Source organism: Pseudomonas sp. DF5, assembly GCF_058148225.1.
The window spans coordinates 60324-77880 of the sequence record NZ_JBYVYM010000002.1; the positions used below are offsets into that span (position 1 = coordinate 60324).

Below are 17557 nucleotides of genomic sequence, written 5' to 3' on the forward strand. Positions count from 1 at the left end.
TGCAAGGCGGTAGACGCTGGATGACCCGCGTGGGGTCATTTTTTTCATTGAATGCTTCGTGGGTGCTTTTTGCCATGGAAATCGATGCACTGCTGCAGATTCTGGCCAGCCGCCATGGCTCCGATCTTTACCTGTCCACGGGCGCGCCACCCAGCGCGAAATTTGACGGTGTGCTCAAAGCCCTGACCGATCAACCGTTCAAGCCGGGAGAAGTGGCGGCCATTGCCGCGTCCATCATGGACGCCGAACAGCGCCTGGAGTTCGATCGGGACCTGGAAATGAACCTGGCACTTTCCCTGCCCGGGGTCGGGCGTTTCCGGCTCAATATCTTCAAGCAGCGCAATGATGTTTCCATCGTGGCGCGCAACATCAAACTCGACATTCCACGCTTCGAAGACCTCAACTTGCCAGCGGTGCTGCTTGAAACCGTGATGCTCAAACAAGGGCTGATGCTGTTCGTCGGTTCGACCGGCTCGGGCAAGTCGACCTCGCTGGCGGCGCTGATCGATTACCGTAATCGCCACAGCAGTGGCCACATCATCACTATTGAAGACCCGGTCGAGTTTATCCATCGGCATAAAAAGTCGATCGTCAATCAGCGCGAGGTCGGTGTCGATACCCGCAGTTTCCATGCCGCACTGAAAAACACCCTGCGCCAGGCACCCGATGTCGTGCTGATCGGCGAAATTCGCGACCGCGAGACGATGGAACACGCGCTGGCGTTTGCCGATACCGGTCATCTGGTAATTTCCACGTTGCATGCGCACAACGCCAATCAGGCGCTGGATCGGGTGATCAATTTCTTTCCCGAAGAGCGCCGGGGGCAGTTGCTCAACGACCTGGGCAACAACCTCAAGGCGTTTGTTTCCCAACGCCTGGTGCGTACCCGCGATGGGCAGCGTCGGGCGGCGGTGGAGGTGATGCTGGGAACGCCGACCATCGGCGACCTGATCCGGCGCAATGAGTTTGGCGAACTCAAGGGGATCATGGAGAAGTCTTCAGAGGTGGGGATGCAGACGTTTGACGGGGCGCTGTTCGCGCTGTTTGCCGAGGGCGCAATCGATGAGGCAGAGGCGTTGAAACATGCGGATTCGGTGAACAACTTGCGCTTGCGCCTGAAAATGCACGCCGAGGCCGCGCCCACCCCCCATGCACCGCCGGGTGAATGGGGTTTGGTGGACTAGCGCCGGCGTCAGTCATTCAGTTCGGGGCGGTTTCGAAATTGCTCCAGGGCTTCGGGGTTGGCCAGTGCATCGGTGTTCTTCACCTTCTGGCCATGCACCACGTTGCGCACCGCCAACTCGACCACCTTGCCGCTGATGGTCCGCGGAATGTCCGTCACTGCGACAATCTTCGCCGGCACATGCCGTGGCGTGGTGTTGGCGCGGATGACCTGACGGATCTGTTGTTGCAGCGCTTCGTCCAGTTCGACGCCGTCGCGCAATTTCACGAACAGCACCACCCGCACGTCATCCTGCCATTGCTGACCGATGGCGACGCTGTCCAGCACCTGCGGGACTTTCTCCACCTGACGGTAGATTTCTGCCGTGCCGATGCGTACGCCGCCGGGGTTGAGCACCGCGTCGGAGCGGCCATGGATCAGCATGCCGCCATGGGGCAGTTGCTCGGCATAATCGCCCTGGGCCCAGACGCCGGGGAACAGGCTGAAATACGAAGCGCGCAGCTTTTCCTGTTGCGGGTCGTTCCACAAGCCGATGGGCATGGCCGGGAAATGCCGGGTGCACACCAGTTCGCCTTTTTCACCGATCACAGGCTTGCCATCGTCGTTCCACACTTCGACCGCCATGCCCAGGCTCTTGCATTGCATCTCACCACGGCGCACCGGCAGGACCGGGTTGCCAATCACAAAGCACGAAACGATATCGGTACCACCGGACATCGAAGACAGGCACAGGTCGGACTTGAACGCGCGGTAGACGTAATCGAAGCTTTGCGGCGACAGCGCCGAGCCGGTGGACAGGATGGTTCTCAGACTGCTCAGGTCATGACTTTCGCACGGCTTCAAGCCATTGCTTTCCAGCGCAGTGAGGAATTTCGGGCTGGTGCCGAAGACATTGAGACGTTCGTCGTCGATCAGGTCGATCAAGCGCTCCGGCCCTGGATGAAATGGCGAGCCGTCATACAGCACCACGGCGCTGCCGACGGCCAACGCCGAGACCAGCCAATTCCACATCATCCATCCGCAGGTGGTGTAGTAGAACAAACGGTCGCCGGCGCCGAGGTCGGTGTGCAGGCCATGTTCCTTGACGTGTTGCAGCAGCACGCCGCCGGTGCTGTGCACAATGCACTTCGGTACACCGGTGGTGCCGCTGGAGTAGAGGATGTACAGCGGATGGGCGAAAGGCACGGGAACGAATTGCGGCTCGCCGCTCGGGTCGTAAAAATCGTCCCACAGCGTCACGTTGGCCTGGCAGTGGAAATCCTCGATGCGCGCTTGAGGACGCGCATAAGGCACAACAATCAATTGCTGCAAAGACGGCAACTGTCCGAGGATTTCATTGACCTTGGTGGTCTGGTCGATCTCTTTGCCGGCGTAGCGGTAGCCAGCGCAGGTGATCAGCACTTTTGGTTCGATCTGGCCGAAGCGATCGATCACCCCGTGGGTGCCGAAATCTGGTGAAGAACAGGACCAGATCGCACCCAGGCTGGTGGTGGCGAGCATGGCCACCAGGGTTTGCCAGGTGTTCGGCATGCACGCCGCCACGCGGTCGCCGAGGCCGATGCCGGCGGCTTTCAGGCTATTTTGAAAACCGGCGACATGGCTTGCCAGTTCGGCCCAGGTCAGCTGTTCCCGTTGACCGTTTTCGCCGATGGCGACGACTGCCACGGCATCGTCACGACGGCGCAGCAGGTGTTCGGCGAAGTTCAAGGTAGCGCCGGGGAACCACTGGGCGCTGGGCATTTGCGCGCCCTCGATCAGCACCGCGTCTGGCTGATCGTGAAAACGGATGTCAAAGAAATCGACGATGGCCTGCCAGAAGGCTTCCCGCTGGTCGATGCTCCATCGGTGCAGGGCAGGGTAGTCGGCGATCCCAAGGGTGTGTCGCTGATTGACGAAACGCCGGAAGGCCTCCATGCGGGACTTGCCGATGCGCTCGGTGCCGGGTTGCCAGAGGATGTCGGACATGGCTTGCCTCTTCTTATGTCTTCAGATCTGTTCGCGGGCAAGCCTCGCTCCTACAAATGACCACAATCCTGTAGGAGCGAGGCTTGCCCGCGAAGAACGATAACGCGTTCTGCAGCGGGCTACTGCGCCAACCACCCACCATCTATATTCCACGCTGCGCCACGCACCTGGCTACCGGCTTCGCTGCATAAAAACAGCACCAACTCACCCAGCTGCGGCGGCGTCACGAATTCCAGGGAGGGCTGTTTCTCGGCCAGCAAGTCGTGTTGCGCCTGCTGCGGGTCGATCCCGGTCGCGGCGCGATCATCAATCTGCTTCTGCACCAGCGGCGTCAGCACCCAGCCTGGGCAAATGGCGTTGCAGGTAACGTTGGTGGTGGCAGTTTCCAGGCCGACCACTTTGGTCAGGCCGATCACGCCATGCTTGGCCGCGACGTATGCCGCCTTGCCCACCGAACCGACCTGGCCGTGCACCGAAGCGATGTTGACGATCCGTCCCCAGCCCTTGGCGCGCATCCCCGGCAAGCTCAAACGGGTGCTGTGAAACACCGACGACAGGTTGATCGCAATGATCGAGTCCCAGCGCTCCACCGGAAAATCTTCCACCGACGCCACGTGCTGGATGCCGGCATTGTTGACCAGGATATCCACGCCACCGAACTCACGTTCGGCGTACTCGATCATGTCAGCGATCTGTGCCGGGTCGCTGACGTCGGCGGGGTGATGGCCGACCTTGCCGCCGAATTGTTCTACTTCGGCAATCACTTTGGACGCATCGCCGAAACCGTTGAGGATCAGGTTGGCGCCAGCCTTGGCCAGGCTCAGGGCGATCCCCAGACCGATGCCGCTGGTGGAACCGGTGACCAGTGCGGTCTTGCCCGAAAGAGTCGTCATGAATACCTCACACAATGCCAGTGGCGTAGAAAGTACCGATCACCACAAAAACAGCGAGTGTCTTGATCAGCGTAATACAGAAAATGTCTTTGTAGGCCTCGCGGTGGGTCAAGCCGGTGACCGCCAGCAAGGTAATCACCGCGCCGTTGTGCGGCAGGGTGTCCATGCCGCCACTGGCCATTGCGGCGACCCGGTGCAGCACTTCCAGCGGAATATTGGCGGCGTGGGCCGCGCTGATGAAACTCTCGGACATCGCCGCCAAAGCGATGCTCATGCCACCCGACGCCGAACCGGTGATACCGGCCAGCAGGGTCACGGTGATCGCTTCGTTGACCAACGGGTTGGGAATGCTCTTGAGCCAGTCCGAAAGCACCAGAAAACCTGGCAACGAGGCGATCACCGCCCCGAAACCGTATTCCGACGCAGTGTTCATCGCTGCCAGCAATGCGCCGCTGACCGCACTTTTACTGCCTTCGGCCAACTTGCCACGAATCGCCTGAAAGCCGAACACCAGCACCATGACGATGCCCATCAGCAAGGCCGCCTGGACCGCCCAGATCGCCGTCAGCTTGGCGATGTCGGTGGTTACGGGAGCGGCCATGCCCGGCAGCGAAAGGCTGTGGGTCTTGCCGTACCACACAGGAATCCAGCGGGTGAACAGCAGGTTCATCAGGCCCACCAGCAACAGCGGCGACAGCGCGATCCACGGGTTGGGCAGTTTGATGTCCGGCGCGGTTTCCGGCTCGTTGCGCAGCTCTGAACCGTAACCCTCACCTGTGCGCTGGGCCTTGTTGCGCTGGCGCTGCAGAAACAGCATGCCGGCACAGAACACGAAAATCGTGCCGATCACACCCAGCCACGGCGCCGCCCAGGCGGTGGTATTGAAGAAGGTGCTGGGGATGATGTTCTGGATCTGCGGCGTGCCGGGCAGGGCGTCCATGGTGAACGAGAACGCGCCGAGGGCGATGGTCGCCGGGATCAGGCGTTTGGGAATATTGCTCTGGCGGAACATCTCGGCGGCAAACGGGTACACCGCAAACACCACCACAAACAGCGACACGCCGCCATAAGTGAGCAGGGCGCAGACCAGTACGATCACCAGCATCGCCTGGCGAGTGCCGAGCAAGCGAATCGCTGCTGCGACGATGGAGCGGGAGAAACCCGACAACTCAATCAGCTTGCCGAACACCGCGCCGAGCAGGAACACCGGGAAATACAGTTTGACGAAGCCGACCATTTTTTCCATGAACACCCCGGTGAAGACGGGGGCGACGGCGGAAGGGTCGGTGAACAGGACGGCGCCGAGGGCGGCGATCGGGGCAAAGAGGATAACGCTGTAGCCACGGTAAGCAGCCACCATCAGCAGCGCGAGGGCTGCCAAGGCAATGATCACACTCATGGTGTGTCTCTCCTGGATTGTTATTTTTGTAGGGTGAAGCTTGGTGGGAGGGCTATAGCGGGTTTCGTGCCAGATATCTAAGCTATTGAAATATATGGAGATTATTTTTTTGTGAAGTGGTTTTGTCGATTTTTGTCTCTGTATTGAGACTTTTGGCGATTGTGCTGACGCTTTCGCGGGCAAGCCTCGCTCCTACGGGAGTGTGGTTATCTACGAAATTGCACGACCCGTAGGAGCGAGGCTTGCCCGCGAAGAGGCCCTATCTACCAATAGAGATGCATGTCTCTTTATAGAGACTCAGCAATCCCCAGCGCCGCCATCTTCTTGTACAGCGTCGACCGCCCCAACCCCAACCGCGCCGCCGCTTCGATCACCTTTCCACCGCATTGCGCGAGGGTAGATTCAATCAACTGCCGATCAAACCGTTCGCGAGCCTCACTGAAGGTTTCATGGGCAATCGGCTCAATGGGCAGAGGCGCCGCACGCTCCACCGGGGTAAAGCTGCCAATCGCCGCGCGGATATCCGCTGCGTTCAGCATCAAGTCATCGCTGAGCAACGCCGCCCGCTCCAGCACGTTGCGCAGTTCACGAATGTTCCCCGGCCAAGCGTGTTGCCCCAACAATTCAAGGGCTTCGCGGTTCAATTCGTGTTGACTGCGCAGTTCCTCAAGGATCGCTTCACTGAGGGCCGGCAGGTCGTCGAGGCGATCACGCAGGGGCGGGACCTGGATCGGCAGCACATTGAGGCGGTAATACAGATCGGCGCGAAACTCGCCGCGTTTGATCGCTGCTACCAGGTCAGTGGAGGTGGCTGCGATCACGCGCACATCACTCTGAATCACTTCGTTGGAACCTACCGGTTCGAATTCCTTCTCCTGCAACACCCGCAGCAACTTGCTTTGCAGCGGCAGCGGCATGTCGCCGATTTCGTCGAGAAACAGCGTGCCGCCCTGGGCGATTTGCAACTTGCCGGCGCGGCCCTTGCGATCGGCGCCGGTGAACGCGCCGGGCGCGGTGCCGAAGAACTCGGCTTCCAGCAGCGACTCGGGTATCGCTGCGCTGTTGATGCTGACGAAGGCCTTATGCGCCCGGGGCGATGCGCCGTGGATCGCCTGGGCCAGCAGTTCCTTGCCGGTGCCGGTTTCACCGAGCAACAACACCGGCGACTCGGCACTGGCGCTGCGTCGGGCGCGGCGTTTGACTTCGAGGCTGGCGGCGCTGGTGCCGATGAAGTGCGCGAAGTTGTACTTGGTCTGCCGTGCTCGCAGCAACGAGCGGGTGGACGCCAGTTCTTCCTGCATGCTCAGGTAGCGCTTGAGCATTGGCGACAGGCTGCGCAATTCGTCGAACAGGGCAAAACCGATGGCGCCGATCACCGCGCCGGCATCGTCGTGAATCGGCAGGCGCATCACCACCAGCGGTTCCTTGGGGGTGTCTTGCATGTCCAGCAGGATCGGCCGTCCGGTGCGTACCACCTCGCGCAACAGGCTACCGGGGATCACGCTTTCACAAGCCCTGCCGATGGCACCGGCGGCCGACTCCAGGCCGAATCGCCGGGCATAACGCTCGTTCATCCAGACAATGTTCGCATCGCGGTCGACAATCACCGTGCCTTCGCTCGATTGCTCGATGATCTCGAACAGCGAGCGGATCGCCAGGGTGCGAACGCGCTGGTAGTCCTTGAGGCTTTCGGTGGTGTTCATGGGGCTGATCCTGATTAAGTATTGCCTGTGCTGGTCCAATCGCGGGCAAGCCCGCTCCCACAGGATTTGGGGTTGCCGCTGAATGTGGGTACGACATAAAACCTGTGGGAGCCGGGCTTGCCCGCGATGGCCGCGACGCGGTTCATCGGCGTACGGGATTATGCCAACCCCGGATGCGCCGCCGCCAACAGCTCTTTGGTGTACGGGTGCTGCGGCGACTCGAACACCGCGTGGCTGGCGCCGCTTTCCACCACTTTGCCGTCCTTGATCACGATCATGTCGTGGGCCAGGGCACGCACCACCGCCAGGTCGTGGCTGATGAACAGGTAGGTCAGGCCATATTTCTCCTGAAGCTGGCGGAGCAGGGCGACCACTTGTTTTTGCACCGTGCGATCGAGCGCCGAGGTCGGCTCGTCGAGCAGGATCAACGCCGGCTTCAACACTAGCGCGCGGGCAATGGCAATGCGTTGGCGCTGCCCGCCGGAAAATTCGTGCGGGTAGCGATGACGGCTTTGCGGATCGAGGCCGACTTCTTCCAGCACCCGGATTACCTGGGCCTCGCATTGGGCAGGTGTGGACTGGCTATGGACCTCAAGGCCTTCACTGATGATCTGTGCCACGGACATTCGCGGGCTGAGGCTGCCAAAAGGATCCTGGAATACCACCTGCATCTTCTTGCGCCATGGCCGCAGTTGCTTTTGCGTCAGGCCATCCAGCGCCTGCCCCTGAAAGCGAATGCTGCCTTCGGAATCGAGCAAGCGCAGGATCGCCTGACCGAGCGTGGACTTGCCTGAACCGGACTCACCGACAATGCCCAGGGTCTTGCCGCGCTGAACGTTCAGGCTGATGCCGTCCACTGCGCGCAGGTACGTCTTACGCTGGAACAGCCCGCCACCGAGGGTGAACTGCACTTGCAGATTCTCCACTTCCAGCACGTTTTCACGCTCGTCCCGGGGCAGGGCTTCACCTTCCGGCTCGGCGTTCAGCAGCACGCAGCTGTAAGGGTGTTTCGGCTCGGTGAACAGCGTTTCGCAAGGTGCCTGCTCGACGATTTCCCCGGCGTGCATCACGCACACCCGCTGGGCCATGCTGCGCACCAGATTGAGGTCGTGGCTGATCAGCAGCAGCGACATGCCAAGCTGCTGTTGCAGGGATTTGAGCAGCCGCAGGATCTTGCGCTGCACCGTCACATCCAGCGCGGTGGTCGGCTCGTCGGCGATCAGCAACTCCGGTTCGCAGGCCAGGGCCATGGCGATCATCACCCGTTGCCGCTGGCCGCCGGACAGTTGATGAGGGTAGGCCTTGAGCCGCTCTTCGGGCTTCTGGATGCCCACCAGTTGCAGTAATTCGAGGATCCGCGCTTGCGCCGCTTTGCCACCCAGCCCTTTGTGCAGCAGCAGGGTTTCGCCGATCTGTTTCTCGATGCTGTGCAGCGGATTGAGGGAGGTCATCGGCTCCTGGAAGATTATCGCGATCCGGTTACCGCGCAGTTCGCGCAAGACGTTAGCCTCGGCGCCGATCAGTTCCTGGCCGCGATAGCGAATGCTGCCGGTGGTTTGCGTACCGTTTTCGGGCAGCAGTTGCAGGATCGAGTGGGCGGTCACCGACTTGCCGGATCCGGACTCGCCGACCAGCGCCAGGCATTCGCCGGGGTGGATGTCCAGGCACAGGTTGCGCACCACGGTCTGGCCACTGAAGGCTACATTGAGGTCACGGATTTCGATCAGGTTGTCAGTCATTTCACCAGTCCGCTTCAAGAACGAGGATCAAGATCGTGGATCAAAGGCATCACGCAACGCCTCGCCAATGAACACCAGCAAAGAAAGAATCAGCGCCAGGGTGAAAAACGCCGTCAGCCCCAGCCACGGCGCTTGCAGGTTCTGCTTGCCTTGGCCAATCAATTCGCCCAGTGACGCACTGCCGGCCGGCATGCCGAAACCGAGGAAATCCAGCGCCGTGAGGGTGGAAATTGCCCCGGTCAGGATGAACGGCAGATAGCTCAGGGTGGCGTTCATTGCGTTGGGCAGAATGTGTCGCACGATCACCTTGCGGTCGGTCAGGCCCAACGCACGGGCGGCTTTGACGTATTCCAGGTTACGCCCGCGCAGGAACTCGGCGCGCACTACGTCCACCAGGGCCAGCCAGGAAAACAACGCCATGATCCCCAACAGCCACCAGAAATTCGGCTCGACGAAGCCCGACAGAATGATCAGCAGGTACAGCACCGGCAGCCCCGACCAGACTTCCTGCAAGCGCTGACCAAGCAGGTCGACCCAGCCGCCGTAATAGCCCTGCAATGCACCGGCGGCGATACCGATCAAGGCGCTGATAAACGTCAGCATCAGCGCAAACAGGATCGACACCCGTGCCCCGAAAATCACTCGCGCCAGCACGTCCCGGGCCTGATCGTCGGTGCCCAGCCAGTTGACCTTCGACGGCGGACTTGGTGCCGGTTGGTTGAGATCGTAATTGGGCGTGTCGTCGCTGAACGGGATCGGCGCAAACAGCATCCAGCCGTTGCCCTTGTTAATCAGCTTCTGCACGTAATCGCTGCGGAAATCGGCCTGAAACGGCAACTGGCCGCCGAACTCCTGCTCGGTGTGGCGTTTGAACGCCGGGAAGTACAGCGAACCCTGATAGCTGACCACCAGCGGTTGGTCATTGGCGATCAGTTCGCCGCCCAGGGTCAGCAGGAACAAACCGACAAACAACCACAGCGACCACCAGCCCCGGCGGTTTTTCTTGAAACGTTCGAAACGGCGACGGCCCAGCGGCGAGAGTTTGAGCATCAGGCGTTCCTCGCGGCGAAGTCGATACGCGGGTCGACCAGGGTGTAGCACAGGTCACCGATGATTTTTATCAGCAGGCCGAACAAGGTGAAGATGAACAGCGAACCGAATACCACCGGATAGTCCCGCGATACCGCCGCTTCATAACTCATGCGACCCAGGCCATCGAGGGAAAAAATTACTTCGATCAGCAGCGAGCCGGCAAAGAAAACGCTGATAAAGGCCTGGGGAATTCCCGAGACCACCAGCAGCATGGCGTTGCGAAACACATGGCCGTAAAGCACCTGGCGTTCGCTCAAACCCTTGGCCCGGGCGGTGACCACGTACTGGCGGGTGATTTCATTGAGGAAGGAGTTTTTTGTGAGGATGGTCAGGGTCGCAAAGCCGCCGACCACCAGCGCCGTTACCGGCAGCACCAGGTGCCAGAAGTAATCGGCGATCTTGCCCACCGTCGACAGCGAATCGAAGTTGTCCGAGACCAGGCCGCGCACCGGAAACCAGTTCAGCGAGGTGCCACCGGCGAAGACCACGATCAGGAACATCGCGAACAGGAACGCCGGCATCGCGTAACCGATGATGATCGCGGTGCTGCTCCAGATATCGAAATGGCTGCCGTGGTGCACGGCCTTGCGGATGCCCAGCGGAATCGACACCAGATAAGTGATCAACGTCGCCCAGAGCCCGAGGGAAATGGTCACCGGCATTTTATCCAGGATCAGGTCGGTGACCGTGGCACCGCGAAAAAAGCTCTTGCCGAAGTCGAGGTGGGCGTAGCTCTTGAGCATCAGCCACAAGCGTTCCGGCGCCGGCTTGTCGAAGCCGTATTGCTTTTCGATCTCCTTGATCAGCTGCGGATCGAGCCCGCGGCTGGCCCGAGAGCTGCCGTGCATGGTCTCACTGGAACCGCCGCCGATACTTGCGCCACCGATGCCTTGCAGGTGTGCGATGGCCTGTTCCACCGGGCCACCGGGCGCGGCCTGGACGATGGCGAAGTTGACCAGAAGAATGATCACTAAAGTCGGGATGATCAGCAGCAAGCGCCGCAGTACGTAAGCCCACATCAGTGCGACCCTCCGGATTTGCCGCGCTTGATGAGTTCGGCGGTCATCTGTTCGTTGGTCAGGGGTGTGGAGCTGACTTCCCACCAACTCTCGATGGCTTCGTCATTGCTTGCTTGTACAGAGGGAATGCCGAAGCGGTTCCACCACACGGTCGAACTGCCGGGCGGGTAATAGTTGGGAATCCAATAGAAGTTCCATTGCAGGACACGGTCCAGGGCATGGGCGTAGCGCAGCATGTCGGCCTGGGTGTTGGCGCGGACCAGGCCGTTGATCAACGTATCGACCGCCGGGTTCTTCAGCACCATGTAGTTGTTGGAGCCCGGATCGCTGGCCGCTGCCGAGCCAAAGTAGTTGTACAGCTCGTTACCCGGCGAGTTGGTGACCGGGTAGCCGGTGACGATCATGTCGTAGTCCCGGGACATCAGGCGGTTGACGTACTGGGAGGCATCGATGCGCCGAATGTTCAGGTCGATGCCGATTTGTTTCAGGGTGCGCTTGTAAGGCAGCAGCAATCGGTCCATGCCGTTCTGGCTGATCAGGAAGGTGAAGCTCAGCGGTTGACCTTCGGCGTTGACCAGTTGATCGCCATCGGGTTTCCAGCCGGCCTGTTCGAGCAGGTCCAGGGCTTGCAACTGTTTGTCGCGAATCACGCCGCTGCCATCGGTTTTCGGTGCTTCGAAGACCTGAGTGAAGACTTCGTCGGGGATCTGCCCGCGCAGCGGTTCGAGAATCGCCCGCTCACCCGCGTCGGGCAGTTGTCGGGCGGCGAGGTCGGTGTTGGAAAAGAAACTCTGCTGGCGGATGTACAGGTCGCGCATCATCTGCCGGTTGCTCCATTCGAAATCCCAGAGCATGGCCAGCGCTTGGCGCACGCGGCGGTCCTGGAACATCGGGTTTTGCAAGTTAAATACAAAACCCTGGGACGGTTGTGGTGCCTGCGTTGCCAGGTGGGCTTTTTGCAGACGACCGTCGCGCAAGGCCGGGCTCTCGTAGCCGATGGAGTAGGCGGTGGCGGAGAATTCGCGGTTGTAGTCGTAGGCGCCGCCACGCAGGACCTGACGGGCGACGTCGGTGTCGCCGAAGTACTCGATGCTGAAATGATCGAAGTTGTAGAGGCCGCGACTGACCGGTAAATCCCTGGCCCACCAGTCGGCGTTACGCTCGAAGGTGATGCTGCGCCCGGAGTCGACCTTGCTCACGCGGTACGGCCCGCTGCCCAGCGGCGGCTCGTAACCGCCACCGTTGGCGAAGTCGCGGGTTTTCCACCAGTGTTCGGGAAGCACCGGCAAAGTGGCGATGTCGAGGGGCAGGGTGCGGTTTTCGTTGCTCTTGAAGTCGAACCGAATGTTTTGCGGTGATTCCACTTCGACGCCTTTGACGTCGGCGAATTGCGTGCGATAGCGCAGGCTGCCCTGGGTCATCAGCAGGTCGAAAGTGTAGCGCACGTCTTCGGCGGTGATCGGCTTGCCATCGGCGAAACGGGCCTTCGGGTTCAGGTAGAAACGCAGGGACAGTCCATCGTCGGAACGCTCCATCTGCTGCGCCACCAGGCCGTACACGGTGTAGGGTTCGTCCAGTGAACGCACGGCCAGGGGCGAGTAGATCAAGCCATCGACTTGTGTGACGCCAATCCCTTTGTCGATGTACGGCAGGATGTGGTCGAAATGACCGATTTCCAGCGCCGAGCGACGCATCGTGCCGCCCTTGGGCGCTTGCGGGTTGGTGTAGTCGAAATGACTGAAACCGGCGGGATACTTCGCCGGTTCACCGTACACGGTCAACGCCTGTTGCGGTTCAGCGTTCACACCGGCGGCGCCCAACAGCAGGGCCACGGCAGTGAACAGTAAAGTGGGGAAAGCCAGTCGCATTGTCAGCCTTAGAGCCGGGTGATCGATAAGCACAATTTGTACGCTAGCGGCGCGTCCCTCGCCAGCCGTATCACGTAACGAAAACACAACGGCCCACCAAAAGGCGGGCCGTTGTGGAGAAAACTCAGGGGTTGATCAGTCCTGACGGCTGGTCACTTCCAGCAGGTGGTAACCGAACTGGGTCTTGACCGGGCCTTGCACCACGTTGATCGGCGCGCTGAAAACCACGGTGTCGAATTCCTTGACCATCTGGCCTGGACCGAACGAACCCAGGTCACCGCCCTGGCGGCTCGATGGGCAGCTGGAGTTGGCTTTGGCGACTTCGGCGAAATCGGCGCCGGCTTCGATCTGGGCCTTGAGTTCGTTGCACTTGGCTTCGCTGGAAACCAGGATGTGGCGGGCGGTGGCTTTGGCCATGGGAAAATACTCCATTCAATGTTCAGTAAAGTGCGGAGCCTACCGGATTCAGAGGGCTATTTCTTCTCAAAATGCCGTCCAGCTTAAGGCATTGTCTAAAGCCCGGCATTTCTTAAGCGTTCGGCATGTTGCACATACAGGTCAATGGGGTCGATGCCCTTGCGGACCTGACCGGTGGTCTGGCTGAGGCTGTCCAGATGATCCAGCGGATAGTCGGAACGGATCACTTTACCCAGATGGGAGCTGAACCGGCCAACCATGCCGTCATTCTGTTCGGCTTCGGTGGTGAAGTAGTGGGAGAACGCCCGCAGGAACCCGTGCAGCGGGTTGAGCGCGTAGAGCCCCTCGTCGAGGATGTTTCCCTGCAGGGTGCCGCTCCAGGAGTAGTAGCGTACGCCGTTCACCAGTTCGCGACCCTTGCCACCCCAGGTTTTCGGTAACCCTTGAGGGTACTTGTCGTTGAAGGCGCCGACGCCTTCGGTGGTCAGCGCGTTGAGCGCGGCGATGGCGTTCTGCGGCAGGTGCCGGTTACCGCTGAGCAACGACAGGAAGTCGGCGAACAGGGTGGCTATCGCCCCGGCGACCTGTTCCGGCAGGCGCCCGGGCGTCAGTGCCTTGCGCAGAAAATCGGCCAGCTCCGAGCCGTGGTTCGGCCCGCTGACCGATGTCACCGAAGCGACCACCTCTGGCGCCAGCGCCCCCGCATAACGTGCAGCCAATGCGCCCTGGCTGTGACCGATCAAATTGACTTTACCTGCACCGGTTCCTTGCAGTACCCGTTCGATCTGCACCAGCAGCTGTTCGCCACGGGTTTCATTGCTGTGGGTCGCTGACAGGTGCGGGATGAAAACCCTCGCGCCGGCGCTTCTGAGCGCCTGTTTGACGTCATGGAACAGTTCCAGTTTACCGATGCGATCGAAGCCGAAAAGCCCGTGGACCAGCAGGATAGGATAGTCAGTGGTTGCATTCCGTAGCATGTACATTTCCTTTTTCGCAGTAGGTCAGGTGTGTGCTCAAGGGGGCACTCTAAAGCACACCCACCGCTCGGCGATGTATGAAAAAGCCGCTGTAACCTGCTGAAAACGGAATAGAAATGGTACGAAAACTCGAATGAGCGTGAGGTCTTGGTCGGAATATCCGGACATCTTTTTAACGATGGCCGAGATATTTCTTTCAATGACCTACCTCTGGTAGGTCATTTTTCCATGTAAACCGACCTGATCACCCTGCGTCGCGGATCTTGGCGCCACCGCTTACGTTGGCTGTTGAATGCTCCGTTGTGCACGGAGTCGCGCGGCTCCTTGCAATAACAACTGTTCCGTCCCGCTCCAGCCAAGGCAGCCGTCCGTTACCGACACCCCGTAACGCAGCGCCGGACTCAACGGTTGGCAGCCTTCGAACAGATGACTCTCAATCATCATGCCGACCAGCGAGCGATCACCGTGCAGGCGTTGTTCGAGCACGTCGTTGAACACGGCGGGCTGACGCAGCGGATCTTTACCGCTGTTGGCGTGGCTGCAGTCGACCATGATCCGCGCCGGGATCTTGAGTCTGGTCAAGTCGCTGTGCACCTTGGCGATGCTGTCGCGGTCGTAGTTCGGCCCGCGATGGCCACCGCGCAGTACCAGATGAGTGTCGGGGTTGCCGGGTGTTTGAATAATCGCAGGATGGCCCTGGCTGTCGACACCGAAATGGCGGTGCGGGTGAGCGGCCGAGCGCATGGCGTCGCTGGCAACCGCTACACCTCCATCGGTGCCGTTCTTGAACCCTACTGGCATGCTCAGGCCGCTGGCCATTTCCCGATGGATCTGCGATTCGGTGGTACGGGCGCCGATCGCGACCCAGCTCAGCAGGTCGTCAAAGTAACCGGCGGCCATCGGTTGCAGCAGCTCGGTGGCAACCGGCAAGCCCAGTTGGAGCATTTCGCGCATCAATTCGCGGGACAGGGTCAAACCGCCCGCCATGTCATCGCTGCCATCCAGGTGCGGGTCGTAGGCCAGGCCTTTCCAGCCGACTGTGGTGCGGGGTTTTTCGACATAGGCGCGCATCACCAGCAGCATCTCATCGCTGACTTGAGCTGACAGACGGGCCAGGTTGGCGGCGTATTCGAGGGCTGAGCGGGGATCGTGAATCGAGCAGGGACCGACGATCACCAGCAGACGGGAGTCTTCACCGTTGAGGATTGCGCGGACCGCCTGACGATGGGCGGCGACTTGCTGGGTCAGGGCGTTGCTGAGTGGCAGTTGCTGTTTGAGTTGCAGTGAGCTGGGCAGACGCAAGGTCAGCGCTTCATTGGCAGGGCTCAAGGTGGACAGCGGCAGAGCAGAGATGGACGAGTTCATATTCGGGCTTCCTGGGCTGGCGGCGGGTTCGTCCCGCGCGCTCGGCCCTACTGGGGTGTTCGACAATTGGCCGGATTGGCTGCGTGTGTGTGCTTGCCACCTGTGGGTGACCGATCGGAGGCGGCAGGCTGTCCCGAGCGGAAGCTGGTAAATCGCCAGGCGGCAAAAGTGTCGTAACGGTAATAAGTGGCGTAATTCATGTCGTAAATCCTCAAGTTGTCTGGTGTAACGCAAAAAATGTTCAGGGCTGAAAAAACAAAACCCCCGGTCGGGAGGCCGACCGGGGGTTGAGAATTCTCTGGTGGCGACCCGTTTAAAGTGGGCGCCGTGTGGGTATCAGGCGCGCCAGTGGCTAAACCAATACCCAAAATAAAAGCTGACCGAAGCACAAACGTCATTCACCCGGGCAGCCGCAACCGAGCGCGGGGCGCTGGCGGTACGAAGCGGTGAGAGGGCGTTGAACATGGTCTGTCTCCGATGAATGAGCCGAGCTTACTAGAGGCCGGTACGCGGATTCAATCAGAAAATGCTATCGAGCATCACAGGGCGTTTCTATCGGTTGGGTACGTCGGGAGTTGTGACACACTTTACGCAACGGGCGGCGTGTAACCGGCGCCCAAACCATCTATGTCACAAGGACGAACCATGACGACACTGACCATCGCCGCCGCTCAATCGATCTCCGTCGCCGGTAATCTTGCCGCCAATATTACCCGGCACCTGCGCTTCATACAGGTTGCCGCGGAGCAGGGCGTGCAATTGCTGGTGTTCCCGGAACTGTCGCTGACCGGCTACGAGCGCGGTCTGGCAGCGGAACTGGCCATCACGCCAGACGCCAGAGTGCTGCAGCCTCTGCGCGATTTCGCGCGGGAGGTCGGTGTGACCAGTGTCGTCGGGATGCCGATTCGTCTGTCAGACGATTCGCCGGTGTTGATTGGTGCCCTGGTATTGGGGGCCGATGGTTTGCTCGGGGTTTACAGCAAGCAGCATCTGCATCCGGGCGAGGAGGTGGCGTTTGCCCCTGGAACGGGCGGTTCGACACTAAAGATCGGTACAGACACCGTCGCGCTAGCGGTATGCGCCGATTTTTCTCACGCCAGTCACGCGGCAGCCGCAGCACGGCAGGACGCAGATCTGTATGCAGCGGGCGTGCTGATCACAGAAAACGGCTACGCTCCAGATACCGAACTGTTGCAAGGTTATGCCCGCACCCACTCGATGGCGGTACTGATGGCCAACCATGGTGGCGCAACGGGTGGCTGGGAGTCGGCAGGGCGTAGTGCAATCTGGGCGGCGGACGGGTCGTTGGTTGCGGCGGCACCGGGTACGGGGAACCTTATGGTGGTTGCTCGTCGCAATGCTGACGGCTGGAAGGGGCAAATCGTGGCTGTCGCGGAGGTTTGAATGGGGTTTGAATTGCGCCCGGCAACGTCTCGTGACCTGGACTTCGCTCGTGACCTGACTTGTCGGAATATGTTTCGCTACTACATTCAACATGAACTGCTGTGGCAGGACGAGGCTTTTGATGTCGCCTGGGAAGGACGCGAAAACTGGTTGATTGTGCGTAATAACACGCTGATGGGGTATGTCAGTCTGAGCCGTGACGCCAGAGCCTTGTATATCCGCGAATTGCATGTGCTTGAAGCGTATCAGGGGCAGGGCGCCGGCTCCTGGGTGATCGACCAGGTATTCGCCATGGCCTGCAAGGAACGGCGTCCGGCATTGCGTCTGACCGTTTTTGAAAATAATCCGGCAAAAATACTTTACGAAAGAATGGGCATGAAGGTGGTCGGTAAAGACCAGTGTTTCCTGAGAATGCAGCGTGATATCAATGGACTGCATCGCTGAAACACACTGGTGGCAAGCCTCGAAAGAAGAATTGACACTTTTTATATGCTGCTTGCCGCTAGGTCTGTCAGTTGCTTTTTGCTAAGGTG

General features: G+C 60.2%; 14 protein-coding genes. 3 read left to right on the plus strand and 11 right to left on the minus strand.

Annotated elements, in window-relative coordinates; all coding sequences use genetic code 11:
- Positions 1-74 precede the first annotated feature (74 nt).
- Positions 75-1184 carry a PilT/PilU family type 4a pilus ATPase gene (locus AC30D7_RS02340; RefSeq protein WP_019578499.1) on the plus strand — a complete coding sequence of 370 codons (1110 nt, stop codon included), beginning with the start codon at positions 75-77 and terminating at the stop codon, positions 1182-1184.
- 8 nt (positions 1185-1192) lie between these two features.
- On the opposite strand, the gene AC30D7_RS02345 is transcribed toward AC30D7_RS02340, so the two are convergent.
- From AC30D7_RS02345 to AC30D7_RS02395, 11 genes are all read right to left on the minus strand, one after another.
- Positions 1193-3148, minus strand: coding sequence for an acetoacetate--CoA ligase (locus AC30D7_RS02345; RefSeq protein WP_490132875.1), 1956 nt, complete (start codon positions 3146-3148; stop codon positions 1193-1195).
- A 119-nt stretch (positions 3149-3267) separates the two neighbouring features.
- Entirely contained in the window at positions 3268-4041 is a 774-nt protein-coding gene (gene hbdH / locus AC30D7_RS02350) for a 3-hydroxybutyrate dehydrogenase (RefSeq protein ID WP_490132876.1), read from the minus strand.
- A 7-nt stretch (positions 4042-4048) separates the two neighbouring features.
- Complete coding sequence (locus tag AC30D7_RS02355) at positions 4049-5440, minus strand: GntP family permease (RefSeq protein WP_490132877.1); 1392 nt, start codon at positions 5438-5440, stop codon at positions 4049-4051.
- 287 nt (positions 5441-5727) lie between these two features.
- On the minus strand, positions 5728-7143 hold the full coding sequence (locus AC30D7_RS02360; protein ID WP_490132878.1) for a sigma-54 interaction domain-containing protein: 1416 nt from the start codon (positions 7141-7143) through the stop codon (positions 5728-5730).
- Between the two features lie 158 nt (positions 7144-7301).
- Positions 7302-8882, minus strand: a complete 1581-nt coding sequence (locus AC30D7_RS02365; RefSeq protein WP_490132879.1) for an ABC transporter ATP-binding protein — start codon at positions 8880-8882, stop codon at positions 7302-7304.
- 27 nt (positions 8883-8909) lie between these two features.
- Positions 8910-9932, minus strand: a complete 1023-nt coding sequence (locus AC30D7_RS02370) for an ABC transporter permease (protein WP_490132880.1) — start codon at positions 9930-9932, stop codon at positions 8910-8912.
- The gene (locus tag AC30D7_RS02375) at positions 9932-10993 is read right to left on the minus strand and encodes a microcin C ABC transporter permease YejB (RefSeq protein ID WP_064617099.1); all 1062 of its coding nucleotides are present in this window, start codon (positions 10991-10993) and stop codon (positions 9932-9934) included. Before AC30D7_RS02375 ends, AC30D7_RS02370 begins: the two co-directional genes overlap by 1 nt.
- Positions 10993-12861 (minus strand): extracellular solute-binding protein, encoded by a 1869-nt coding sequence (locus tag AC30D7_RS02380; RefSeq protein WP_490132881.1) that lies wholly within the window; start codon positions 12859-12861, stop codon positions 10993-10995. Before AC30D7_RS02380 ends, AC30D7_RS02375 begins: the two co-directional genes overlap by 1 nt.
- A gap of 135 nt (positions 12862-12996) precedes the next feature.
- Entirely contained in the window at positions 12997-13278 is a 282-nt protein-coding gene (locus AC30D7_RS02385) for a peptidylprolyl isomerase (protein ID WP_007933754.1), read from the minus strand.
- 95 nt (positions 13279-13373) lie between these two features.
- Positions 13374-14255 (minus strand): esterase/lipase family protein, encoded by an 882-nt coding sequence (locus AC30D7_RS02390; protein WP_490132882.1) that lies wholly within the window; start codon positions 14253-14255, stop codon positions 13374-13376.
- Positions 14256-14531: 276 nt separating this feature from the next.
- Complete coding sequence (locus tag AC30D7_RS02395) at positions 14532-15620, minus strand: 3-deoxy-7-phosphoheptulonate synthase (protein ID WP_490132883.1); 1089 nt, start codon at positions 15618-15620, stop codon at positions 14532-14534.
- Between the two features lie 645 nt (positions 15621-16265).
- Here AC30D7_RS02395 and AC30D7_RS02400 point away from each other — a divergent pair.
- Entirely contained in the window at positions 16266-17024 is a 759-nt protein-coding gene (locus tag AC30D7_RS02400) for a carbon-nitrogen hydrolase family protein (protein ID WP_490132884.1), read from the plus strand.
- Positions 17025-17468 carry a GNAT family N-acetyltransferase gene (locus tag AC30D7_RS02405; protein WP_490132885.1) on the plus strand — a complete coding sequence of 148 codons (444 nt, stop codon included), beginning with the start codon at positions 17025-17027 and terminating at the stop codon, positions 17466-17468.
- The last annotated feature ends 89 nt before the right edge of the window (positions 17469-17557 follow it).

Excerpts from the sequence above, each read along its gene's own strand:
- AC30D7_RS02380 (WP_490132881.1), bottom strand. The coding sequence starts at position 12,861 with ATGCGACTGGCTTTCCCCACTTTACTGTTCACTGCCGTGGCCCTGCTG.
- AC30D7_RS02400 (WP_490132884.1), top strand. The coding sequence starts at position 16,266 with ATGACGACACTGACCATCGCCGCCGCTCAATCGATCTCCGTCGCCGGT.
- AC30D7_RS02365 (WP_490132879.1), bottom strand. The coding sequence starts at position 8,882 with ATGACTGACAACCTGATCGAAATCCGTGACCTCAATGTAGCCTTCAGT.
- AC30D7_RS02375 (WP_064617099.1), bottom strand. The coding sequence starts at position 10,993 with ATGTGGGCTTACGTACTGCGGCGCTTGCTGCTGATCATCCCGACTTTA.
- AC30D7_RS02395 (WP_490132883.1), bottom strand. The coding sequence starts at position 15,620 with ATGAACTCGTCCATCTCTGCTCTGCCGCTGTCCACCTTGAGCCCTGCC.
- AC30D7_RS02370 (WP_490132880.1), bottom strand. The coding sequence starts at position 9,932 with ATGCTCAAACTCTCGCCGCTGGGCCGTCGCCGTTTCGAACGTTTCAAG.
- AC30D7_RS02385 (WP_007933754.1), bottom strand. The coding sequence starts at position 13,278 with ATGGCCAAAGCCACCGCCCGCCACATCCTGGTTTCCAGCGAAGCCAAG.
- hbdH (WP_490132876.1), bottom strand. The coding sequence starts at position 4,041 with ATGACGACTCTTTCGGGCAAGACCGCACTGGTCACCGGTTCCACCAGC.
- AC30D7_RS02340 (WP_019578499.1), top strand. The coding sequence starts at position 75 with ATGGAAATCGATGCACTGCTGCAGATTCTGGCCAGCCGCCATGGCTCC.
- AC30D7_RS02405 (WP_490132885.1), top strand. The coding sequence starts at position 17,025 with ATGGGGTTTGAATTGCGCCCGGCAACGTCTCGTGACCTGGACTTCGCT.
- AC30D7_RS02345 (WP_490132875.1), bottom strand. The coding sequence starts at position 3,148 with ATGTCCGACATCCTCTGGCAACCCGGCACCGAGCGCATCGGCAAGTCC.
- AC30D7_RS02390 (WP_490132882.1), bottom strand. The coding sequence starts at position 14,255 with ATGCTACGGAATGCAACCACTGACTATCCTATCCTGCTGGTCCACGGG.
- AC30D7_RS02360 (WP_490132878.1), bottom strand. The coding sequence starts at position 7,143 with ATGAACACCACCGAAAGCCTCAAGGACTACCAGCGCGTTCGCACCCTG.
- AC30D7_RS02355 (WP_490132877.1), bottom strand. The coding sequence starts at position 5,440 with ATGAGTGTGATCATTGCCTTGGCAGCCCTCGCGCTGCTGATGGTGGCT.